This is a genomic window from Pseudomonas sp. R2-37-08W (assembly GCF_003851705.1).
Taxonomy (GTDB): Bacteria; Pseudomonadota; Gammaproteobacteria; order Pseudomonadales; family Pseudomonadaceae; genus Aquipseudomonas.
The window spans coordinates 5691864-5711865 of the sequence record NZ_CP027728.1; the positions used below are offsets into that span (position 1 = coordinate 5691864).

Genomic DNA, 20002 nt, shown 5'->3' on the forward strand with positions numbered 1-20002 from the left:
GCTTGTTAGTGGGCTGGGCTGGCGGGGGTAGCCACGACGTCTGCGCGCACGGCACGCACATCAAGGCTGATCTGATATTCGGTGTATTGGCGTGGCGGCACGTTGATAACGGTGCGCCATTGCGCGCGGTCCAGCTCGCGATAACCCACCAGCAGGCCGATCTGGCGCGTGGCCGGGTCGAGATCGCGCTGGATGCTCAGCTGTTGGCCGGGCTGGATCACCACTTCGTCCTGGTCGAGCAGGTCCAGGCCAAGGGTGGATTGCGCACGATCAGCCAGGGCGAAGTAATCGGAGCGGGCGAAGGTAGCGGCGTTTTTCAGCTCGAAAATACGCACCCGTACAGGGGCGGCCTGGCCATTGGCGCCGGGGTTGAGCCCGGCAATCGCGTGAAAATGCAATTCGACGGCAGCCGTGTCCGCTTCAGCCTCGGCAGCGGCTTCGGGTTTGGCCGCGTCCTTGGCACACGCCGCCAGCAGCAGCGCGGTGGCGGCTACGAGTAAAAACCTGGGAATCATCCTGCGTCCTCAATGACGTGTTTAGCTATCCGTTTTATCCATCAGTGCGACGCGGTTCAGCGTCGCTGTCGTGCGCTGTGTTCTTCGTAGGCCCGGCTGAATTCGCGGCCGAACAGGTCCTGGAAATCTTCCTGGGCCTCGCGGGAAATAGTGTTGTAAAGCTCGGTGAATTGCTGCCAGTACTGGGCCTGGCGCGAACCGTTGAAAATACTCGAGAGGCCAGCGGGCTTGCCCATGCGCTCTTCCAACTGCGCCGGTTCAAAGCGCAGCAGCAGATGCTTGAGCGCGGCTTCCACGCCGGCCATTACCGCCAATTGGTGGGTGCGCAGGTCGTCGAAACTGTCACGTACCGCGACATCAGGCGCCATAAACGCCTGGTTGCCGTGACGAAGCAGCAGCAGTAACGCTTCGTCGGCATTCGGGGCGAATTTCAACGGGTTGTTTTCGGCGGGGCGGATCATGGTTTGCTGCATGCGGAATTCGCCCTTGAGGCTGGCGCGGGCACGCAATACGTCGATCAGGCCTTCGACCATCAGCCGGTAACTGCGGCCGATGTTTTCCATCTGGGCGCAGGCAGCGGCCTGGTCCAGGCGCAGCTGATCGAGGCCGGCACCGCGCAGGAATGCTTGCAGCAGGTCGGGCTGTGGCTGGGCGTCGCCGACGGGGCGCGCAACAGGCTCAACCACGGGCGGCGGCGGGGGAATCGGCGCGGGAGCTGGCGCAGCATTGATGAGCGGCGCGGGCGCGTCGCCAAACGGGTCCCAGTCTTCGGGAATCACCGAACCTTGTACCACCGGTGTGTCGACAACCGGCACGGCGACCGGCTCCGGCGCACGGAAGTCGTGTTGTTCGGACGGCACATGGTCCGCCACGGTGGGCGGTGGCACGGCAGCAGGGCTGAGGAAGTCGAACAGGTCCGGCAGGGTTTCCATCGACGAGGCGCCATGGAACTGCGGCGCGATCATTGGCGTCGGCGCTGATGGGCTCGCCACCGCGCCCATCAGCGCTTCAAAGCTGTTCGGCGACTCACCGGCAAACGGCTGGCTGTCGACGGCCTGCACGTTGAAATCAATACGCGCCTGAATTTCGTAATCGCCGATCCGGATCAGCTCGCCATCCTGCAGCGGCTCGCTGTTACCCCGGCGCAAACGGATACCGGCGTTAACCAACTCCACGCCGTTGGTGCTGTTATCAGTCAGGTAATAACGGCCGTCTTTGTATTGAATAACGCAATGTTGGGAGGAGACGAGGCGCTCGGGGTCGGGCAGTACCCAGTCGTTTTCCGAACTGCGGCCGATCGCCATCGAGCCCTGGTTCATGGACTTTTCGGAGCACTGCCCAGGGGTAATCTTGTGATAACTAGTGATAGTCAAACACAGCGACATCTTGCCTCCTTGCTGATACATCGCGCGCGGTCGATCCAAGGGCTACGCTTGCCTGGATACTCCGCCAGGTCGTGGGGACGACCGTCTAAATCTGCAATTGCCAGCATGATCGCTGATCTTATCTGGCTTGCATGACAAAAATCCTCTGCGGGCGCACCGTTCGACCCACCAGTCGCGCAGGTTGTTAAGCACCGCACATCTGTCACAGAGGGCGAATAGCTTACCTTGACAAGGCATAAGTACTACACCAAAAATGCACAACTTCTTGAACATCAATGATGGCACGATAGTGGCATTCTGATGGTATCACCAAGAACATGCAAAGTTCACCGCGCAACTAATGCATGCATTGCCCGGCATCTAACGGGCTGATAGGGAGATCGAACTCAGTGGATGTGCCATTGTTGCTCACCGCCGTTTCCGCGTCCTCGCCCTGTGGCGAAGACATGGAATATGACGCGCAATTTCTGCAATTGGAACGTGATGCCAAGGGCCAGCCCGAGCGCAGCATGGGCGATTCGATCCTGCCCGCTGAGCCACCCGAATGGCGCAGCATCCAGCAGCAGAGCCTCGACTTGCTGCAGCGCAGCAAAGACCTGCGCATCACCCATTTCCTGCTGCAAAGCTCGCTCGCCCTGCAAGGCGTGGTCGGGCTGGCCGACGTCCTGACCCTGATCGATGCGTTATTGCGCCAATACTGGGCCGACCTGCACCCGCGCCTGGATGCCGATGACGATAACGACCCCACCGTGCGCATCAACGCGCTGTCCGGCTTGACCGGCGACACCACGATTCGTCTGCTGCGCGAGAGCATCCTCACGCGTTCGCGCACCTTCGGCCCGGTGAGCCTGCGCGCCGCGTTGAACGCCAGCGGCCTGCTGAGTTTTCCCGATGAACAACTGGGCGCCCAGCAACTCAACGCTGCGTTCCTCGACAGCGACCCGGAGCAACTGCAGGCCACCCGCGACGCCTTGAGCGCGGCGCGTGCCGCCTGCGAAGCCATCGAACAACAGGTCAACGAGCAGGTCGGTTCCGCCCGGGGCGTGGACCTCAGCGCGTTGAAACAGCCGCTCAAGCAGGCCTTGCAACTGCTCAACCAAGCGGTGCCAGGCACCGACAGCAGCAGCGAACCCGAGGCCGTCAGTGAAGACAACGCCCCCTCGGTGGACTACGCCGCCGCCCCCGCAGCACCCCGCCCTGCCGGCGATATCGCCAGCCGCGATGAGGTGCTTCGCAGCCTCGACAAAATCCTTGCGTATTACACCCGGCACGAGCCTTCGAGCCCGCTGCCGGTGCTGTTGAACCGTGCGAAGAATCTGGTGCACGCCGATTTCGCGGCCATCGTGCGCAATCTGATTCCCGACGGCATGTCCCAATTTGAAAACCTGCGCGGCCCGGACAGCGAGTAAGCCGCCGGACCGTGCAGTAACAACACCGTCGCTCAAGCGACCAGGAGCAGCAACGTGGCGAAGCAAAGTTCTCAGAAATTCATCGCGCGCAACCGCGCGCCTCGAGTGCAGATCGAGTACGACGTCGAGCTCTACGGCGCCGAGAAAAAGGTCCAGCTGCCCTTCGTCATGGGCGTGATGGCCGACCTCGCCGGCAAGCCTGCCGAGCCGCTGGCACCCGTGGCCGATCGCAAGTTCCTTGAAGTGGACGTCGACAACTTCGACTCCCGCCTCAAGGCCATGCAGCCACGCGTGGCGTTCCACGTACCCAATGAGCTGACCGGCGAAGGCAACCTGAGCCTGGACATCACTTTCGAAAGCATGGACGACTTCAGCCCGGCCGCCGTGGCGCGCAAGGTCGATTCCTTGAACCAGCTGCTCGAAGCCCGCACCCAACTGGCCAACCTGCTGACCTACATGGACGGCAAGACCGGCGCCGAAGAAATCATCATGAAGGCGATCAAGGACCCGGCACTGCTCCAGGCACTTGCCAGTGCGCCCAAGCCTGCAGGGGAGCAGTAAGCATGACTGACAATACCGTTCGCGAAGGCGCGTCCAACCTGGGCGCCACCGAAGAAACCAGCGAGTTCGCCTCGCTGTTGATGCAAGAATTCAAGCCCAAGACCGAGCGCGCCCGCGAAGCCGTGGAAACCGCCGTGCGCACCTTGGCCGAACAGGCTTTGGCGCAAACCGACCTGGTGTCCAACGATGCGATCAAGTCGATCGAATCGATCATCGCCGCCATCGACGCCAAGCTCACCGCCCAGGTCAACCAGATCATCCACCATCAGGATTTCCAGCAGCTGGAAAGCGCCTGGCGTGGCCTGCACTACCTGGTCAACAACACCGAGAGCGATGAGCAGCTGAAGATTCGCGTGCTCAACATCTCCAAGCCGGACTTGCACAAGACCTTGAAGAAATTCAAAGGCACGGCGTGGGACCAGAGCCCGATCTTCAAGAAGATGTACGAAGAAGAGTACGGCCAGTTCGGCGGCGAACCTTACGGCTGCCTGGTAGGCGACTACTACTTCGACCAGTCGCCCCCGGACGTGGAACTGCTGGGCGAGCTGTCGAAAGTCTGCGCCGCCATGCACTCGCCGTTCATCGCTGCGGCTTCGCCGACCGTGATGGGCATGGGCTCCTGGCAGGAACTGTCGAACCCGCGCGACCTGACCAAGATCTTCACCACCCCGGAATACGCCGGCTGGCGCTCGCTGCGTGAATCGGAAGATTCGCGCTACATCGGCCTGACCATGCCGCGCTTCCTGGCGCGCCTGCCGTACGGCGCCAAGACCGACCCGGTGGAAGCCTTCGCCTTCGAAGAAAACACCGACGGCGCCGACAGCTCCAAGTACACCTGGGCCAACGCCGCGTACGCGATGGCGGTGAACATCAACCGTTCGTTCAAGCACTACGGCTGGTGCTCGCGCATCCGTGGCATCGAGTCCGGCGGTGAAGTGGAAAACCTGCCGGCCCACACCTTCCCGACCGACGACGGTGGCGTGGACATGAAGTGCCCGACCGAAATCGCCATCAGCGACCGCCGTGAAGCGGAACTGGCGAAGAACGGTTTCATGCCGCTGCTGCACAAGAAAAACACCGACTTCGCTGCGTTCATCGGCGCCCAGTCGTTGCAGAAACCGGCCGAGTACGATGACCCGGACGCTACCGCCAACGCCAACCTGGCCGCGCGCCTGCCGTACCTGTTCGCCACCTGCCGTTTCGCGCACTACTTGAAGTGCATCGTGCGCGACAAGGTCGGCTCCTTCAAAGAGAAGGACGAAATGCAGCGCTGGTTGCAGGACTGGATCCTCAACTATGTCGACGGTGACCCGGCGCACTCCACCGAAACCACCAAGGCCCAGCATCCCTTGGCAGCCGCCGAAGTGATCGTGGAAGAAGTGGAAGGCAACCCGGGGTACTACAACTCCAAGTTCTACCTGCGCCCGCACTACCAGCTCGAAGGGCTGACGGTGTCGTTGCGTCTGGTATCGAAGCTGCCTTCGGCCAAGAGCGCTTAAGTAACTCGCTCGTTCCCACGCTCCGCGTGGGAATGCCGCCCGGGGACGCTCTGCGTCCCAGTAACGCAGAGCGTCACAGGATGCGTTACCACGCAGAGCGTGGGAACGATCACCAAATCAAGTGGCCAGGGCCACACAGGGAGAAAACATGGCTGTTGATATTTTCATCAAGATCGGCGACATCAAGGGCGAGTCCATGGACAAGACCCACAAGGACGAGATCGACGTGCTGAACTGGAGCTGGGGCATGGCCCAGTCCGGCAACATGCATGTGGGCGGTGGCGGCGGCGCGGGCAAGGTGAATATCCAGGACCTGTCGCTGACCAAATACGTCGACAAGGCGTCGCCGAACCTGATGATGCACTGCGCCAGCGGCAAGCACATCGACAAGGTCAAGCTGACCGTGCGCAAGGCCGGTGGCGAAAGCCAGGTCGAGTACATGGTGATCAACCTGGAAGAAGTCCTGGTGACCTCGCTGAGCACCGGCGGTTCGGGCACCGATGACCGCCTGACCGAGAACGTCACCCTGAACTTCGCCCAAGTGATGGTCGACTACCAACCGCAGAAAGCCGACGGCACCAAAGACGGCGGCGCGATCAAGTTTGGCTGGAACATCCGTTCCAACACCAAGCGCTGATAGCCCTTGTGACCGTGGTTTCACGCCACGGTCGCAAACCTTATGTTCCTCTCGCAACCCGTCCGTGGAGCTGCTTTGGTGGTAACTGAAATCGCTTCCCGCGACCGTCTGCAACCGTCCCTGCTGGACCGGCTGACCGACGACGACCCAACCAATCCAAAGGAAAGCGCCGACAAACGCGTGCTGTCCCTGACCCAATTGAAAGCCTCGGTATTGCGCGACCTGGCGTGGCTGCTCAACACCACGTCGTTGCTCGATGCCGATGCCACGCTGCACACCCCGGCCGGCACCTCGGTGGTCAATTACGGGCTGCCGGCGCTGGCGGGCAACAGCGTTTCCAGCGTAGACATCAAGGCCCTGGAAGCGCTGATCTACCAAGCCATCGCGACGTTCGAGCCGCGCATCCTGCGCCACACGCTGCGCGTCAAAGCCCGCGTCGGCCAGGGTGAAATGAACCACAACGCCTTGAGTTTCGAGATCGAAGGCGACCTGTGGGCCCAGCCGGTGCCGTTGCGCCTGCTGCTGCAAACCGACCTGGACCTGGAGTCCGGCCATGTGCGCGTGGTGAATGCCGACCAACGGAGGCGCCCATGAACCCGCGCCTGCTGGAGCTGTACAACCAGGAACTGCACCATGTGCGCGAAAGCGCCGCCGAGTTCGCCAAGGAATACCCGAAGATCGCCAGTCGGCTGACCCTGTCCGGCATGGACTGCGCCGACCCGTACGTCGAACGCCTGCTCGAAGGCTTTGCCTACCTCACCGCCCGCGTGCAGCTCAAGCTCGACGCCGAGTACCCGACCTTCACCCACAACCTGCTGGAAATCGCCTACCCGCATTACCTGGCGCCCAACCCGTCGATGACCGTGGTGCAACTGCAGACCGACCCCGACGAAGGCTCCCTCGCCAGCGGCTTCCCCCTGCCCCGCGACACAGTACTGCGCGCCGCCCTGGGCCGTGAAACCCAGACCTGCTGCGAGTACCGCACTGCGCACCCGGTGACGCTGTGGCCGTTGCAGGTGAGCAATGCCGAATACTTCGGCAACCCTGCCGCCGTGCTCGGCCGCCTGGCCGCCGCCGAACCGAAAGCCAAGGCCGGCTTGCGCCTGACCCTGCGCACCGGCGCCGAGTTGCCATTCAACAGCCTCGACCTGGATAACCTGCCGCTGTACCTCAGCGGCGCCGATGAGCAACCGTTCCGCCTCTATGAACAATTGCTGGGCAACGCCTGCGCGGTGTTCGCGCGCAAGCCCGGCGGTGATTGGGTTGAGCGCTTGTCTCAGGACGCCTTGCGCTCACGGGGCTTTGACGACGCCGACGCGGCCATGCCGGTGGTGGCGCGTGCGTTCCAGGGCTATCGGTTGTTGCAGGAATACTTCGCCCTGCCCCACCGCTTCCTGTTCGTTGAATTCGCCGAACTGAGCCGTGCGGTCAAACGCTGCGACGGCCAGGAGCTGGAACTGATCGTGCTGTTCGACCGCCACGAGCCGAGCCTGGAAGGCAGTGTTGGCGCGGCGCAGTTCCTGCCGTTCTGCACGCCGGCGATCAACCTGTTCCCCAAACGCGTAGACCGCATCCACCTGTCCGACCGGGTCAACGAACACCATGTGATCGCCGACCGCACGCGGCCGATGGATTTCGAGATTCATTCGTTGAGCGGCATCACCGGCCATGGCACCGGGCCGGAGCAGCCATTTTTGCCGTTTTACGCGGTGCGCGATCCCTCCCGCTACGGCCGCGACCAGGCCTATTACACGGTGCGCCGCGAACCGCGTGTGCTGTCCAGCGACCAGCGCCGCAACGGCCCGCGCTCTACCTACGTGGGCAGCGAAACCTTCGTCAGCCTGGTGGACAGCCGGCAAGCACCGTACCGCCATGATCTGCGCCAGTTGGGTGTGACCGCACTGTGCACCAACCGCGACCTGCCGCTGTTCATGAGCGTGGGCAACGGCAAGACCGACTTCACCCTGGCCGACAGCGCCCCGGTGCTCTCGGTGCGGTGCGTCGCCGGTCCCAGCCGCCCGCGCCCCAGCCATGCCCACGATGCCAAGGCCTGGCGCCTGATCAGCCAGTTGTCGCTCAACTACCTTTCCTTAAGCGAACAGGGCCAGGGCGCCGGCGCCTTGCGTGAGCTGTTGCGCCTGTACGGCGACAGCAACGACGCCGCCCTGCAATTGCAGATCGAAGGCTTGCGCGAAGTCAGCAGCAAGGCGGTGACCCGACGCCTGCCGATGCCGGGCCCGATTGTGTTTGGCCGCGGGTTGGAGATCACCCTGGAATTCGATGAAAACGCGTTTCGCGGCACCGGTGTGTTCCTGCTCGGTGCGGTGCTGGAACGCTTCCTGGCACGCTACGTGTCGATCAACAGTTTTACCGAGACGGTGATCCGTACCACCGAACGCGGCGAGATCATGCGATGGAAAGCCAAGCCCGGACGTCGTCCGACCCTGTGAGTACCCTGGACGCGATGCACCAGGAGCCCTGGGAATATGACTTCTTCCAGGCACTGCGGCGTATCGAGTGCGAATCGCCGGACCTGCCGCGCCTGGGCCATTCCCTGCGCCTGGCGGATGACCCGCTGCGCCTGGGGCAACAGGCCGATTGCACCTTCGCCCCGGCTACGCTGGCCTCGGTCGGCCCCGGCGGTGACGGCAAGCCGGCGCGGCTGGAGCAGTTCTTCTTCGGCCTCGGCGGCCCCAACGGCCCGTTGCCGCTGCATATCACCGAGTACGTGCGCGAGCGCCAGCGCAACAATGCCGACAGCACCAGCAAACAGTTCCTGGATGTGTTCCACCATCGCCTGCTGACCCTGTTCTACCGGGCCTGGGCCGAGGCACGCCCGACGGTCAGCCATGACCGCCCGGACGATGACTACTGGTCCGCACGCCTCGCCGCCTTGAGTGGCCGCGGCATGCCGAGCTTGCTCAACCAGGGCTTGATCCCCGACACGGCGAAGCTGCATTACAGCGGCCACCTGTCGGCGCAGACCCGTTACCCGGATGGCTTGAAGGCCATCCTCAGCGAGTACTTCGGCTTGCCGGTGGAAATCGAAGAATACGTCGGCCAATGGCTGGAATTGCCCGAACGCAGCCGCGTCGGCGTCAGCGCCAACCGGCTCGGCGTGGATTTCTGCCTGGGCAGCCATGTGTGGGACCGCCAGCACAAATTCCGCATTCGCCTCGGGCCGCTGAAACTCGACGATTACATGGGCATGCTGCCCGGCCATCAGCCGTTCAACGAGCTGGTGGCGTGGGTCGCCGAGTACCTGGGCCATGAACTGGACTGGGACTTGAACCTGGTTCTGCAACAACCCGAAGTCCCGGCGCTGCAACTCAACGGCCAGTTCCGCCTGGGCTTCAACACCTGGCTCGGCCAACCTGCGCATGACGCCAACGACCTAATCCTGGCCCGGCATTACGCCGATCACGCCACCACCTCAAGGAATCCAGAGCATGGGTGAAATCAGTCGCGCCGCACTGTTCGGCAAACTCAACAGCGTGGCCTACAAGGCCATCGAAGCCGCCACCGTGTTCTGCAAACTGCGGGGCAACCCGTATGTGGAGCTGGCCCACTGGTTTCACCAGTTGCTGCAGCTGCAGGACTCGGACCTGCACCGCATCATCCGCCAGTTCAACGTGGAGCCGGCGCGCCTGGCCCGCGACCTCACCGAAGCCCTGGACCGCCTGCCGCGCGGCTCGACCTCGATCACTGACCTGTCGTCCCATGTGGAAGAAGCGGTGGAGCGCGGTTGGGTGTATGGCAGCCTGATGTTCGGCGAAAGCCAGGTGCGCACCGGTTACCTGGTGCTGGGCATCCTGAAAACCCCGAGCCTGCGCCATGCGCTGCTGGGCTTGTCGGCCGAATTCGACAAGATCAAGCCCGAGGCCTTGAGCGAGCGGTTTGATGAATACGTCGGCGACTCGCCTGAGAATGCCCTTGGCGCCAGCGATGGTTTCAATGCCGGTGTTCCCGGCGAAGCCAGCGGCGCCATGGCCCCAGCGCGATGGGCAAGCAGGAAGCGCTCAAGCGCTTCACCGTCGACCTGACCGAACAGGCGCGCAGCGGCAAGCTCGACCCGATCGTGGGGCGCGATGAAGAGATTCGCCAACTGGTGGATATCCTCATGCGGCGGCGCCAGAACAACCCGATCCTCACCGGTGAAGCCGGGGTGGGCAAGACGGCCGTGGTCGAAGGTTTCGCCCTGCGCATCGTCGCCGGCGATGTACCGCCGGCGCTCAAGGACGTGGAACTGCGCAGCCTCGACGTGGGCTTGCTGCAAGCCGGCGCGAGCATGAAAGGCGAGTTCGAACAGCGCCTGCGCCAGGTCATCGAAGACGTGCAGGCCTCGGCCAAGCCGATCATCCTGTTTATTGACGAAGCCCACACCCTGGTCGGTGCCGGTGGCGCTGCCGGTACGGGCGATGCGGCCAACCTGCTCAAGCCTGCGTTGGCCCGTGGCACCCTGCGTACCGTGGCCGCCACGACCTGGGCCGAGTACAAGAAGCACATCGAAAAAGACCCGGCCCTGACCCGCCGCTTCCAGGTGGTGCAAGTTGCCGAGCCGTCGGAAGACAAAGCGCTGCTGATGATGCGCGGCGTGGCCTCGACCATGGAGAAACACCATCAAGTGCAGATTCTCGATGAAGCCTTGGAAGCCTCGGTGAAGCTGTCCCACCGCTACATCCCCGCGCGCCAGTTGCCGGACAAATCCGTGAGCCTGCTGGACACTGCCTGCGCCCGCGTCGCCATCAGCCTGCACGCGGTGCCTGCCGAAGTGGACGACAGCCGCCGCCGTATCGAAGCGCTGGAAACCGAACTGCAAATCATCGCCCGGGAACATGCAATCGGCATTGCGATTGGCGCGCGTCAAACCAACAGCGAAGCGCTGCTGACGGCCGAGCGTGAGCGCCTGGCCAGCCTGGAAGACCGTTGGGCCGACGAGAAAGCCTTGGTGGATGAGCTGCTCGCCACCCGCGCGACGCTGCGCGAAAAAGTCGGCGACGTCGACAGCGGCAACGATGAATTGCGCGCCCAACTGGTGGACCTGCAACAGCGCCTCAGCGCCCTGCAAGGCGAAACCCCGTTGATCCTGCCCACCGTGGATTACCAGGCCGTCGCCTCGGTGGTCGCCGACTGGACCGGTATTCCGGTGGGCCGCATGGCGCGCAACGAACTGGAAACCGTACTCAACCTCGACCAGCACCTGAAGAAACGCATCATCGGCCAGGACCACGCCCTGCAGATGATCGCCAAGCGCATCCAGACCTCCCGCGCCGGCCTCGACAACCCGAGCAAGCCGATTGGCGTGTTCATGCTGGCCGGCACCTCGGGTGTGGGCAAGACCGAAACCGCCCTGGCCCTGGCCGAAGCCATGTATGGCGGCGAGCAGAACGTGATCACCATCAACATGAGCGAGTTCCAGGAAGCCCACACGGTTTCCACCCTCAAAGGTGCGCCACCGGGCTATATCGGCTATGGCGAAGGCGGCGTGCTGACTGAAGCGGTGCGGCGCAAACCCTACAGCGTGGTGCTGCTGGACGAGGTGGAAAAAGCCCACCCGGATGTGCATGAAATCTTCTTCCAGGTATTCGACAAGGGCGTGATGGAAGACGGCGAAGGCCGCGTGATCGACTTCAAGAACACCTTGATCCTGCTGACCACCAACGCCGGCACCGAGCTGATTTCCCGCGTCTGCAAAGACCCGGCGAACATCCCCGAGCCCGAGGAAATCGCCAAGGCCCTGCGCCAGCCGCTGCTGGAGATTTTCCCACCCGCGCTGCTCGGCCGCCTGGTAACCATTCCCTATTACCCGCTGAGCGACGAGATGCTCAAGGCGATCACTCGCCTGCAACTGAACCGCATCAAGAAGCGCGTGGAGAATACCCACAAGGTCGCCTTCGACTACGACGAGGCGGTGGTCGACCTGATCGTCTCACGCTGCACCGAAACCGAAAGCGGCGGGCGCATGATCGACACCATCCTGACCAACAGCCTGCTGCCGGACATGAGCCGTGAATTCCTCACGCGCATGCTCGAAGGCAAGGCGCTGGCGGGGGTGCGCATCAGCAGCCAGGATAATGAATTGCACTACGACTTCAGCGATTAACCTGACGGAATGCGATTAAAACTGTGGGAGGGGGCTTGCCCCCGATGGCGGTGGGTCAGCCAGAAATTTCTAACCTGATACACCGCCATCGGGGGCAAGCCCCTCCCACATTTTTGAACCGGTTTCTTCAGTTATTTAGTCATAAGAGACGCCCGATGCTATTCAACCAAGCCTCACGCCTGGCCAAAATCACCAGCCCCCTCGGGCCGGATGTGCTGCTGCTCAATGAAATGGGTGGCGGTGAAGAGTTAGGAAGGCTGTTCAACTATGAGCTGCAACTGACGTCCCTGGACGCCAACATCGACCTCAACCAGTTGCTGGGCAAGCCAATGAGCATCGGTCTGCAACTGGCCGACGGTGGCGAGCGGCACTTTCACGGCATCGTCGCGCGCTGCAGCCAGAACATCGACCAGGGCCAGTTCGCCAGTTACCAGGTGACGCTGCGCCCCTGGCTGTGGCTGCTCAGCCGCACCTCCGACTGCCGGATTTTCCAGAACCTGAGCATCCCGCAGATCATCAAGCAGGTGTTCCGCGACCTGGGTTTTTCCGACTTCGAAGATGCCCTGAGCCGGCCGTATCGCGAGTGGGAATACTGCGTGCAGTACCGCGAGACCAGCTTCGATTTTGTCAGCCGCCTGATGGAACAGGAAGGCATCTACTACTTCTTCCGCCACGAGCAGGACCGTCACGTGCTGGTGCTGGCCGACGCCTACGGCGCCCACACCTTGGTGCCCGGCTACGCGTCGATCCCGTATTACCCCAAGGACGAGCAGCAGCGCGAACGCGACCATATGCATAACTGGCACCTGGCGCAGGAGGTACAGCCGGGGTCGCTGGAGCTCAACGACTACGACTTCCAGCGCCCCAGCGCCAGCATCGACGTGCGCTCGGCCATGCCGCGCCCGCACACCGCCGGCGACTATCCGCTGTACGACTATCCCGGCACCTACGTGCAGAGCGCCGACGGCGAACACTACGCGCGCACCCGCATCGAAGCCCTGCAAACCCTGCATGAACAGATCGAGTTCGCCGGCAATGCCCGTGGCCTGGGTTCGGGCCACCTGTTCAGCCTCACCGGCTTCAGCCGCCAGGACCAGAACCGCGAATACCTGATCGTCGGCTGTCGCTACTACATCGTTCAGGAAAGCCTGGAAAGCGGCGGCGGCGCAGGCGGCGCGCAGTTTGAAAGCAGCCTCACCTGCATCGACGCCCAGCAAAGCTTCCGCCCGCTGGCCAACACCCACCGCCCCGTCGTTAAAGGCCCGCAGACCGCACTGGTGGTGGGCCCCAAGGGCGAAGAAATCTGGACCGACCAATACGGCCGCGTGAAGGTGCACTTCTACTGGGACCGCCACGACCAGTCCAACGAGAACAGCTCGTGCTGGATCCGCGTATCGCAATCCTGGGCCGGCAAGAATTGGGGCTCGATGCAGATCCCACGGATCGGCCAGGAAGTGATCGTCAGCTTCCTCGAAGGCGACCCGGACCGACCGATCATCACCGGGCGCGTGTACAACGCCGAGCAGACGGTGCCCTACGACCTGCCGGAGAACGCCACCCAAAGCGGCATGAAAAGCCGATCCAGCAAAGGCGGCACGCCGGCCAACTTCAATGAAATCCGCATGGAGGACAAGAAGGGGCTGGAGCAGTTGTACATCCATGCCGAGCGTAATCAGGACATCGTGGTGGAGGTGGATGAAAGCCATTCGGTGGGGCATGACCGTAACAAGAGTATTGGGCATAACGAGACGGTGACCATCGGCAATAATCGCCTGCGCATCGTCAAGCAGGAGGACATCCTCTCGGTGGGCCAGCGCAAGACCGACAGCATCAGCCAGAGCTACGTGATCGAAGTGGGCGAAAACCTGCGCCTGGTCTGTGGCGAAAGCATCCTCGAGCTCAACGCCAGCGGGCAGATCAATCTGACCGGTGTGCAAATCAGCTTCTACGCCAGCGGTGATGCCGAGTTCAATACCGGCGGCGTCCTGCACCTCAACAACGGTGGCGGCGCGGGCGCCACGCCTGATGGCCAGGGCGTGAAAGCCAGCATCGACGCCAATATCAAAGCCGCGTTTCCCACGCCTAAGAGCTCCTGACGAGACCTGTTTTTATGACGTACCGAATCAATGAATTCCAGTTTCAGTTGCCTGCCGGCGAGCTGCAGGACGCGACGATCAACATCCTCAAGTTCCCTGAGCTGGGCACGTCCCTGATCGTCAGCCGTAGCTTGCTCGCCGAAGGCGAAACCCTGCACAGCAACTTCAACGACCAGCTCCAGCGCCTGGAAAAACAGGTGCAGGAGTTGCGCTATCAACCCGGCGTTGATGTGCGTTTGGGGGCGAATCAAGAGGTGGAAGGCATCGAGCTGCGCAGCCAGTTCAACAAGGGTAATGACAAGGTCTTCCAGTTTCAGTTGGCGCTGGTGATTCCCGGCACGCGCAAGATGCTTGCCTTGAGTTACGTGAAGGCGGACGCGCTGGGTGATGCCGAAGCGGCGCATTGGGCACTGATAAAAAACTCGCTGTCGTTCGACGCTGTGTCCTGATGAGCAGCCTGCATGTCTGACGCGTTATGGGCAGCCCGGATGGGCGATGCGCTGGCCCACACCTCGATGATGGCCGACATCCTCGGCGGCGTGCTGGAGGTGGCGGCGAATATCGCGATCACCGCCGTGGCCACGTTTGCCGTGGTCGCAGCTACCGGCATTACCGTCGCTACGGGCGGGTTGGGATGCTTCCTGCTGGGCGCAGTGGTGGGCACGATAGTCGGCCTTCTCATGAGCAAGAGCGGGGCGGACAAAGGGCTAACGGATTTATGCGATGCCTTCAGCAACGCCCTGTTCCCTCCCACGGTGCAGGCAAATATTCTCACCGGCTCCACCGATACGCTTACCAACAATATTCCCGCCGCCCGAGCCGCCGGGGCGATCAGTTCCCATGTCGCGCCCGCCGGTACCGAACTGGAAGCTCCAGAGCCGGAACCCGAAGCCAGCTACCTGGACATGGCCGAGAGTTTCTTCTCACAGATGTGGCGCCCGACCGTTGCCACACCTGCTCCCGGCGCCGTGCCCAAGCCCCTGGACCTGGTCGTGTGCATGAAGCACCCGCCGATGCCGCCGCAGTTTCTGGCCGAGGGCTCGGACAAGGTCACGATCAACGGCCAGCCGGCGGTGCGCAGCGGTGATCGCAGCACCTGCGATGCGACCGTGGTGTCGTCCGGGTTGATTTCCTCCAACGTGACCATCGGCGGCGGTTCAGTGGTGGTGCGCGAGATTCGCAGCGGCAAGACGCCAGGCGTGGGGCTGGCGGTCACAGCGCTATTGATGCTCAAGGGCGGCAAGGGCAAGTTCTTCAGCAAGCTGCCGTGCATGCTGATCGGCGGTGCCACCTCGATGGCCGTCAGCAGTGCGATGGGCGCACTGGCCAATGCGGCGATGGGCTCGTCGAACCCGGTGCATGCGGCGACTGGCGCCAAAGTGCTGGGCGGCGATGACGAGCTGGATTTCGTACTGCCCGGCATCTTGCCGATTGACTGGCAACGCATCTTCAACAGCCGTGACGAGCGCACTGGCAGTCTGTTCGGTGCGGGCTGGAGCGTGCCGTATGAGGTGTGCGTCGAGGTCCGTGCTCATCCCGAAGGCGGTGAAACGCTGGTGTACACCGACGAGCAGGGACGCCCCATCGACATGGGTTCCATTCCCTTGGGTGGCGCAGTGTTCAGCGCCGGTGAAGGGCTTGCGGTGCGCAGACACCTCAACGGGCAGTTGTTGATCGAAAGTGATGATGGCCTGTACCGCCTGTTTGAACCCACGCCGACCCATGCTGCGCGGTTGCGCCTGGTTCAGTTGGGTGACCGCAATGACAACCGCATTTATGTCGACTATGACGCAGCTGGGCGCCTGCTGCGCCTGCGCGATACGTTTGACCTGGTGCGGGTTGAGCTGGTCCGCGACCTCGACTGCGTGACCCGGATCGAACGCCTGTACCCCGATCAACGTCGCGAAGTGCTGGTCAGCTATGGCTATGACGTGACCGGTCAGTTGGCTGAGGTTCGCGATGCAACCGAGCAGGTACAACGGCGCTTCGCCTACGATGCCGGACGGCGGATGGTGGAGCACCAGTTGCCCACCGGGTTGCGCTGCTTCTATGAGTGGGCCTTGGTTGAAGGCCTGGAATGGCGAGTCGTTCGACACTGGACCGATGAGGGCGACGCTTACCAGTTCGACTATGACTTGCAGGCCGGCCTCACCCGCATCACCGATGGCTTGCAGCGCGTCAGCACGCGCCTGTGGAACACTCAGCACCAGATCATTCGATACAGCGACAACCTCGGCCAGACCTGGCTTTTCGACTGGAACGACGAACGCCAATTGCTCAGCGCCACTGACCCGTTGGCGGGCCGCTACGAATACAGCTACGACGATTCCGGCAACCTTATCGGTGAAACCGACCCGCTGGGCCGCAGCGACTCCACCTTGTGGCTGGAGCATTGGGCGCTGCCGCTGGTGGAAACCGATGCCGCCGGCAACAGTTGGCAGTATCGCTATGACCAACGCGGCAACTGCATCGCCGAAACCGATCCGCTGGGCTACGTCACGCGTTACCGCTATGACGCCCACGGTCAGGTCGTCGACATCATCGACGCTACCGGCAAGCGCAAAAAGCTGCGCTGGAACCCGTTCGGGCAATTGGTCGAGCATGTCGATTGCTCGGGTTACCCAACGCGGTTCAGCTACGACGAGCGCGGTTATCTGCAGGTCATCACCGATGCGGTCGGCGAGCGCACGCAGTTCAGCTATGACGCCCAGGGCCGTTTGCTCAGCAGCCAACTGCCGGACGGACGCACCGAACAGTTCCAGCGTGATGCCAGCGGGCAGTTGGTGGGCTATACCGATCCCGCCGGGCATACCACGCTTTATCAACACAACCGGCGTGGCCAGGTACGCCAGCGCACCGATGCCCATGGCCGACAGGTGCAGTTCGGCTATGACAGCTACGGGCGGTTGCAAGCGCTGGTCAATGAGAACGGTGAAAGCTATCGATTTGCGTGGGATGCCGGCGATCGGCTGGCTGAACAGCAAGACCTCGACGGCAGCGCCAAACGCTATGCCTACGACCCGCTCGACAATGTCACTACGGTGACGGCCATGCCTGCGCCGTTTGGTAATGGACTGGCGGTTGTTCCTGAAACGCCACCCGCCCCCATCGTTCATCGGCTGGAGCGCGATGCGGTCGGCCGACTCACTGCTAAAACCACCGACGATGGTCGTACCGACTACAGCTACGATGAAGTGGATCAACTGACGGCAGTCACCTTCACCGACATGCAAGGCAATGCCCAGGCCCTGGGGTTCAGTTACGATCCGCTTGGCCAGTTGCTTGCCGAACAGAGCTCGGCAGGCACCCTGCAACACCACTACGACGAACTCGGCAACCTGATCCAGACCCAACTGCCGGACGGCCGTTGGCTCAATCGCCTGTACTACGGCAGCGGCCACCTGCACCAGATCAACCTCGACGGCCAGGTCATCAGCGACTTCGAACGCGACCGTCTGCACCGCGAAGTGCTGCGCACCCAGGGCCAGCTCAGCACCCGCAGCGAATACGACCGCAGCGGCCGACTGCGCTCACGCCAACGCCGCCTGGCGAGTCAGCCCTCGTTGATGCCAACCGCCGCGCAAAAGCACTTCGAGTACGACCCCACCGACAACCTGATCGGCAAACTCGACCAGCAACCCGCTACACAACACCGCCAGCTGCTGCACTACGACGCCACCGGCCGCATCATCGCCAGCCAGGACAGCCTCCATGGCCAGCGCGAAACCTTCGCCTACGACGCCGCCGCCAACCTGCTCGACGGCCCGCAGGCCGGTGCGGGGCTCGTGGTGCATAACAAGCTGCTGACCTATCAGGACAAGCGTTATCGGTACGACGCGTTTGGGCGGATGATCGAGAAACGCAGTGCCAAGCGCGGCGTGCAGCGCTTTGCGTATGACGCTGAAAGCCGATTGATTGAAGTGCGTAATGACAATGGCAGCATCGTCAGGATGACGTATGACCCGCTGGGGCGCAGGGTTGAGAAAACCGAGCATGGCAGCGATGGGTATCCGCTGGGAGAAACGCGGTTTACCTGGGATGGTTTGCGGTTGCTGCAGGAGCATAAGCACAGTCAGACGAGTCTTTATGTTTATCAGGACGAAGGCTACGAGCCTCTGGCACGCGTCGACGGAAGCGGGCCGCTGCAGAAAATTCGCTATTACCACAACGACCTGAACGGCCTGCCGGAGCAGCTCACCGAGGCCGACGGACACAACGTCTGGCAGGCGACCTATCGGGTGTGGGGCAATACGCTGGAAGAGGTGCGCGAGCCTTATTACATTGAAGAGCAGAATCTACGGTTTCAGGGACAGTACCTGGACCGGGAGACGGGGCTGCATTTCAATACGTTCAGGTTTTATGATCCGGATGTGGGGCGGTTTACGACGCCGGATCCGATTAGCCTCCAAGGTGGCTTGAACCTTTACCTGTATGGGGAAAACCCCTTCACTAGCCTGGATCCATTGGGCTGGGCGCCTACTCCCCTGAACAAGCCTGGGTTTTATGTATATGGACTCTATGCACCCAACGCCAAAACCCCATACTACATTGGCCATACCGAGCAAATACCATCAGTACGTGAAGGTCAGCACGCCAGGACCACCCGTTTGGGAAATGGGGAGTTGAGAGTGTTGAAGGGCCAGGACGGAAAGATGACTTACTCTCAGGCGAAAGGCTATGAACAGGCCTATCGGGAAAAATATAAAACCAAGGGAAAATTTCCAAACAACGTCATCGAACCGATCAATAAGAGCCGCACCGACTCACGGGGCAAAGCTCATTATAAAAATTACCGCGCTGCGGCCAAGGCGCTGGGCATCAAACCGAGCAAGGTTAAATCCTGTACGTAGAGAAGAGACCGCTGCATGAAAACACTTACAGCCCCCAAGCCAGGCGATCTGTTTTATATCCCGGCCGTCAATGCTTCAGATGAACCAGGGTTTGTGATCGCACGTTATATCGAGCTCATTCCCCCGGCGCTTGGGCATTTGATCGAGGTTTTTGCGAAATTCCATACACAAATACCCGAGTCGATTAACGACATAGACACTTCAAAACGCCTATTTCGCCCAATTTTTTGCAGCATGCGTTTTTCAGGCATTCCTCGTTGGAAGATTCTTTTCAGCGATCCAAACTACCAAAAAGCGATCTCCAGATATGACGAGATTCAATTTGCGTTTGATTCTGAAATTTGGACAGGGGGGGTCAGCAAGCCCGCGAGCGAACGGCAGTTAGCCAACATTGAGCCCTCCATTTGCTGGCGTATGGATCACCTCATCTTCAGGGTGATTGCCCATCTTCGAGGTGCGCTGGCAGAGAATGAGCCGATGGATTATGAGCGCTTGCCCCCGACTTGCGGGTAGACAGCACCGCTGCATCGGAACGAGTAAACAAAGCTGTCATCAGCGCGCAGGCCTTATTCAAGGCCCACTAAAAATGGGCACCCAACCCAGTTGGCGTGCCCATTCTTCTTACCCTCCCGCCTCCCTTCGAGAACGGCACCGTTTCTTACGGGTTGACGCTGTCTTTGAGCGACTTGCCCGGCTTGAACGCTACGGTGTTGCTGGCCTTGATCTTCACAGGCTCACCGGTTTGCGGGTTTTTGCCGGTGCGGGCGCCGCGATGGCGTTGCAGGAAAGTGCCGAAGCCGACCAGGGTGACGCTGTCCTTGCGGTGCAGGGCGCCGGTGATTTCTTCGAGAACGGCGTTGAGTACGCGGTTGGCCTGTTCTTTGGTGAGATCGGCTTTTTCAGCGATGGCGGCTGCGAGATCTGGTTTACGCATATATGAAGCCTCT

Annotated in this window: 14 protein-coding genes and 1 pseudogene; 12 read left to right on the forward strand and 3 right to left on the reverse strand. The window is 61.8% G+C overall.

Features of this window, described 5'->3' with window-relative positions; all coding sequences use genetic code 11:
• Positions 1 to 5: 5 nt before the first annotated feature.
• Positions 6 to 515, reverse strand: coding sequence for a type VI secretion system lipoprotein TssJ (tssJ, locus tag C4J93_RS26435; protein ID WP_124364999.1), 510 nt, complete (start codon positions 513 to 515; stop codon positions 6 to 8).
• Between the two features lie 56 nt (positions 516 to 571).
• A complete protein-coding gene (gene tagH, locus C4J93_RS26440) occupies positions 572 to 1900 on the reverse strand; it encodes a type VI secretion system-associated FHA domain protein TagH (RefSeq protein WP_124372297.1) in 1329 nt (442 codons plus the stop codon).
• A gap of 389 nt (positions 1901 to 2289) precedes the next feature.
• On the opposite strand from tagH, the gene tssA reads away from it, so the two are divergent.
• The 12 genes and pseudogenes from tssA to C4J93_RS26500 all read left to right on the forward strand — a co-directional run bounded on the left by tssA (position 2290) and on the right by C4J93_RS26500 (position 19568).
• Complete coding sequence (tssA, locus tag C4J93_RS26445; RefSeq protein ID WP_124372298.1) at positions 2290 to 3309, forward strand: type VI secretion system protein TssA; 1020 nt, start codon at positions 2290 to 2292, stop codon at positions 3307 to 3309.
• 54 nt (positions 3310 to 3363) lie between these two features.
• Positions 3364 to 3870, forward strand: coding sequence for a type VI secretion system contractile sheath small subunit (gene tssB / locus C4J93_RS26450; protein ID WP_003195557.1), 507 nt, complete (start codon positions 3364 to 3366; stop codon positions 3868 to 3870).
• A 2-nt stretch (positions 3871 to 3872) separates the two neighbouring features.
• Positions 3873 to 5369 (forward strand): type VI secretion system contractile sheath large subunit, encoded by a 1497-nt coding sequence (gene tssC, locus C4J93_RS26455; RefSeq protein ID WP_065953261.1) that lies wholly within the window; start codon positions 3873 to 3875, stop codon positions 5367 to 5369.
• A gap of 148 nt (positions 5370 to 5517) precedes the next feature.
• Positions 5518 to 6006, forward strand: a complete 489-nt coding sequence (locus C4J93_RS26460; protein ID WP_124368844.1) for a type VI secretion system tube protein Hcp — start codon at positions 5518 to 5520, stop codon at positions 6004 to 6006.
• A gap of 78 nt (positions 6007 to 6084) precedes the next feature.
• The gene (gene tssE / locus C4J93_RS26465) at positions 6085 to 6600 is read left to right on the forward strand and encodes a type VI secretion system baseplate subunit TssE (protein ID WP_042945974.1); all 516 of its coding nucleotides are present in this window, start codon (positions 6085 to 6087) and stop codon (positions 6598 to 6600) included.
• On the forward strand, positions 6597 to 8456 hold the full coding sequence (gene tssF, locus C4J93_RS26470; protein WP_124430781.1) for a type VI secretion system baseplate subunit TssF: 1860 nt from the start codon (positions 6597 to 6599) through the stop codon (positions 8454 to 8456). Before tssE ends, tssF begins: the two co-directional genes overlap by 4 nt.
• Positions 8420 to 9463, forward strand: coding sequence for a type VI secretion system baseplate subunit TssG (tssG, locus tag C4J93_RS26475; RefSeq protein ID WP_124430782.1), 1044 nt, complete (start codon positions 8420 to 8422; stop codon positions 9461 to 9463). Before tssF ends, tssG begins: the two co-directional genes overlap by 37 nt.
• Positions 9456 to 12109 (forward strand): annotated as a pseudogene (gene tssH, locus C4J93_RS26480) (type VI secretion system ATPase TssH). The gene tssG and the pseudogene tssH overlap by 8 nt, the downstream one beginning before the upstream one ends.
• A gap of 155 nt (positions 12110 to 12264) precedes the next feature.
• Positions 12265 to 14205, forward strand: coding sequence for a type VI secretion system Vgr family protein (locus C4J93_RS26485; RefSeq protein WP_124372302.1), 1941 nt, complete (start codon positions 12265 to 12267; stop codon positions 14203 to 14205).
• A 14-nt stretch (positions 14206 to 14219) separates the two neighbouring features.
• Positions 14220 to 14654: a DcrB-related protein gene (locus C4J93_RS26490; protein ID WP_124365007.1), complete on the forward strand. Its 435-nt coding sequence runs from the start codon at positions 14220 to 14222 to the stop codon at positions 14652 to 14654.
• Positions 14655 to 14666: 12 nt separating this feature from the next.
• The gene (locus tag C4J93_RS26495; RefSeq protein ID WP_124430783.1) at positions 14667 to 19055 is read left to right on the forward strand and encodes an RHS repeat-associated core domain-containing protein; all 4389 of its coding nucleotides are present in this window, start codon (positions 14667 to 14669) and stop codon (positions 19053 to 19055) included.
• A gap of 15 nt (positions 19056 to 19070) precedes the next feature.
• The gene (locus tag C4J93_RS26500) at positions 19071 to 19568 is read left to right on the forward strand and encodes an Imm26 family immunity protein (protein WP_256660118.1); all 498 of its coding nucleotides are present in this window, start codon (positions 19071 to 19073) and stop codon (positions 19566 to 19568) included.
• Positions 19569 to 19713: 145 nt separating this feature from the next.
• Here the strand turns inward: C4J93_RS26500 and C4J93_RS26505 are convergent, their stop codons facing one another.
• Positions 19714 to 19989 carry an HU family DNA-binding protein gene (locus C4J93_RS26505; RefSeq protein WP_003195589.1) on the reverse strand — a complete coding sequence of 92 codons (276 nt, stop codon included), beginning with the start codon at positions 19987 to 19989 and terminating at the stop codon, positions 19714 to 19716.
• Positions 19990 to 20002: the final 13 nt, after the last annotated feature.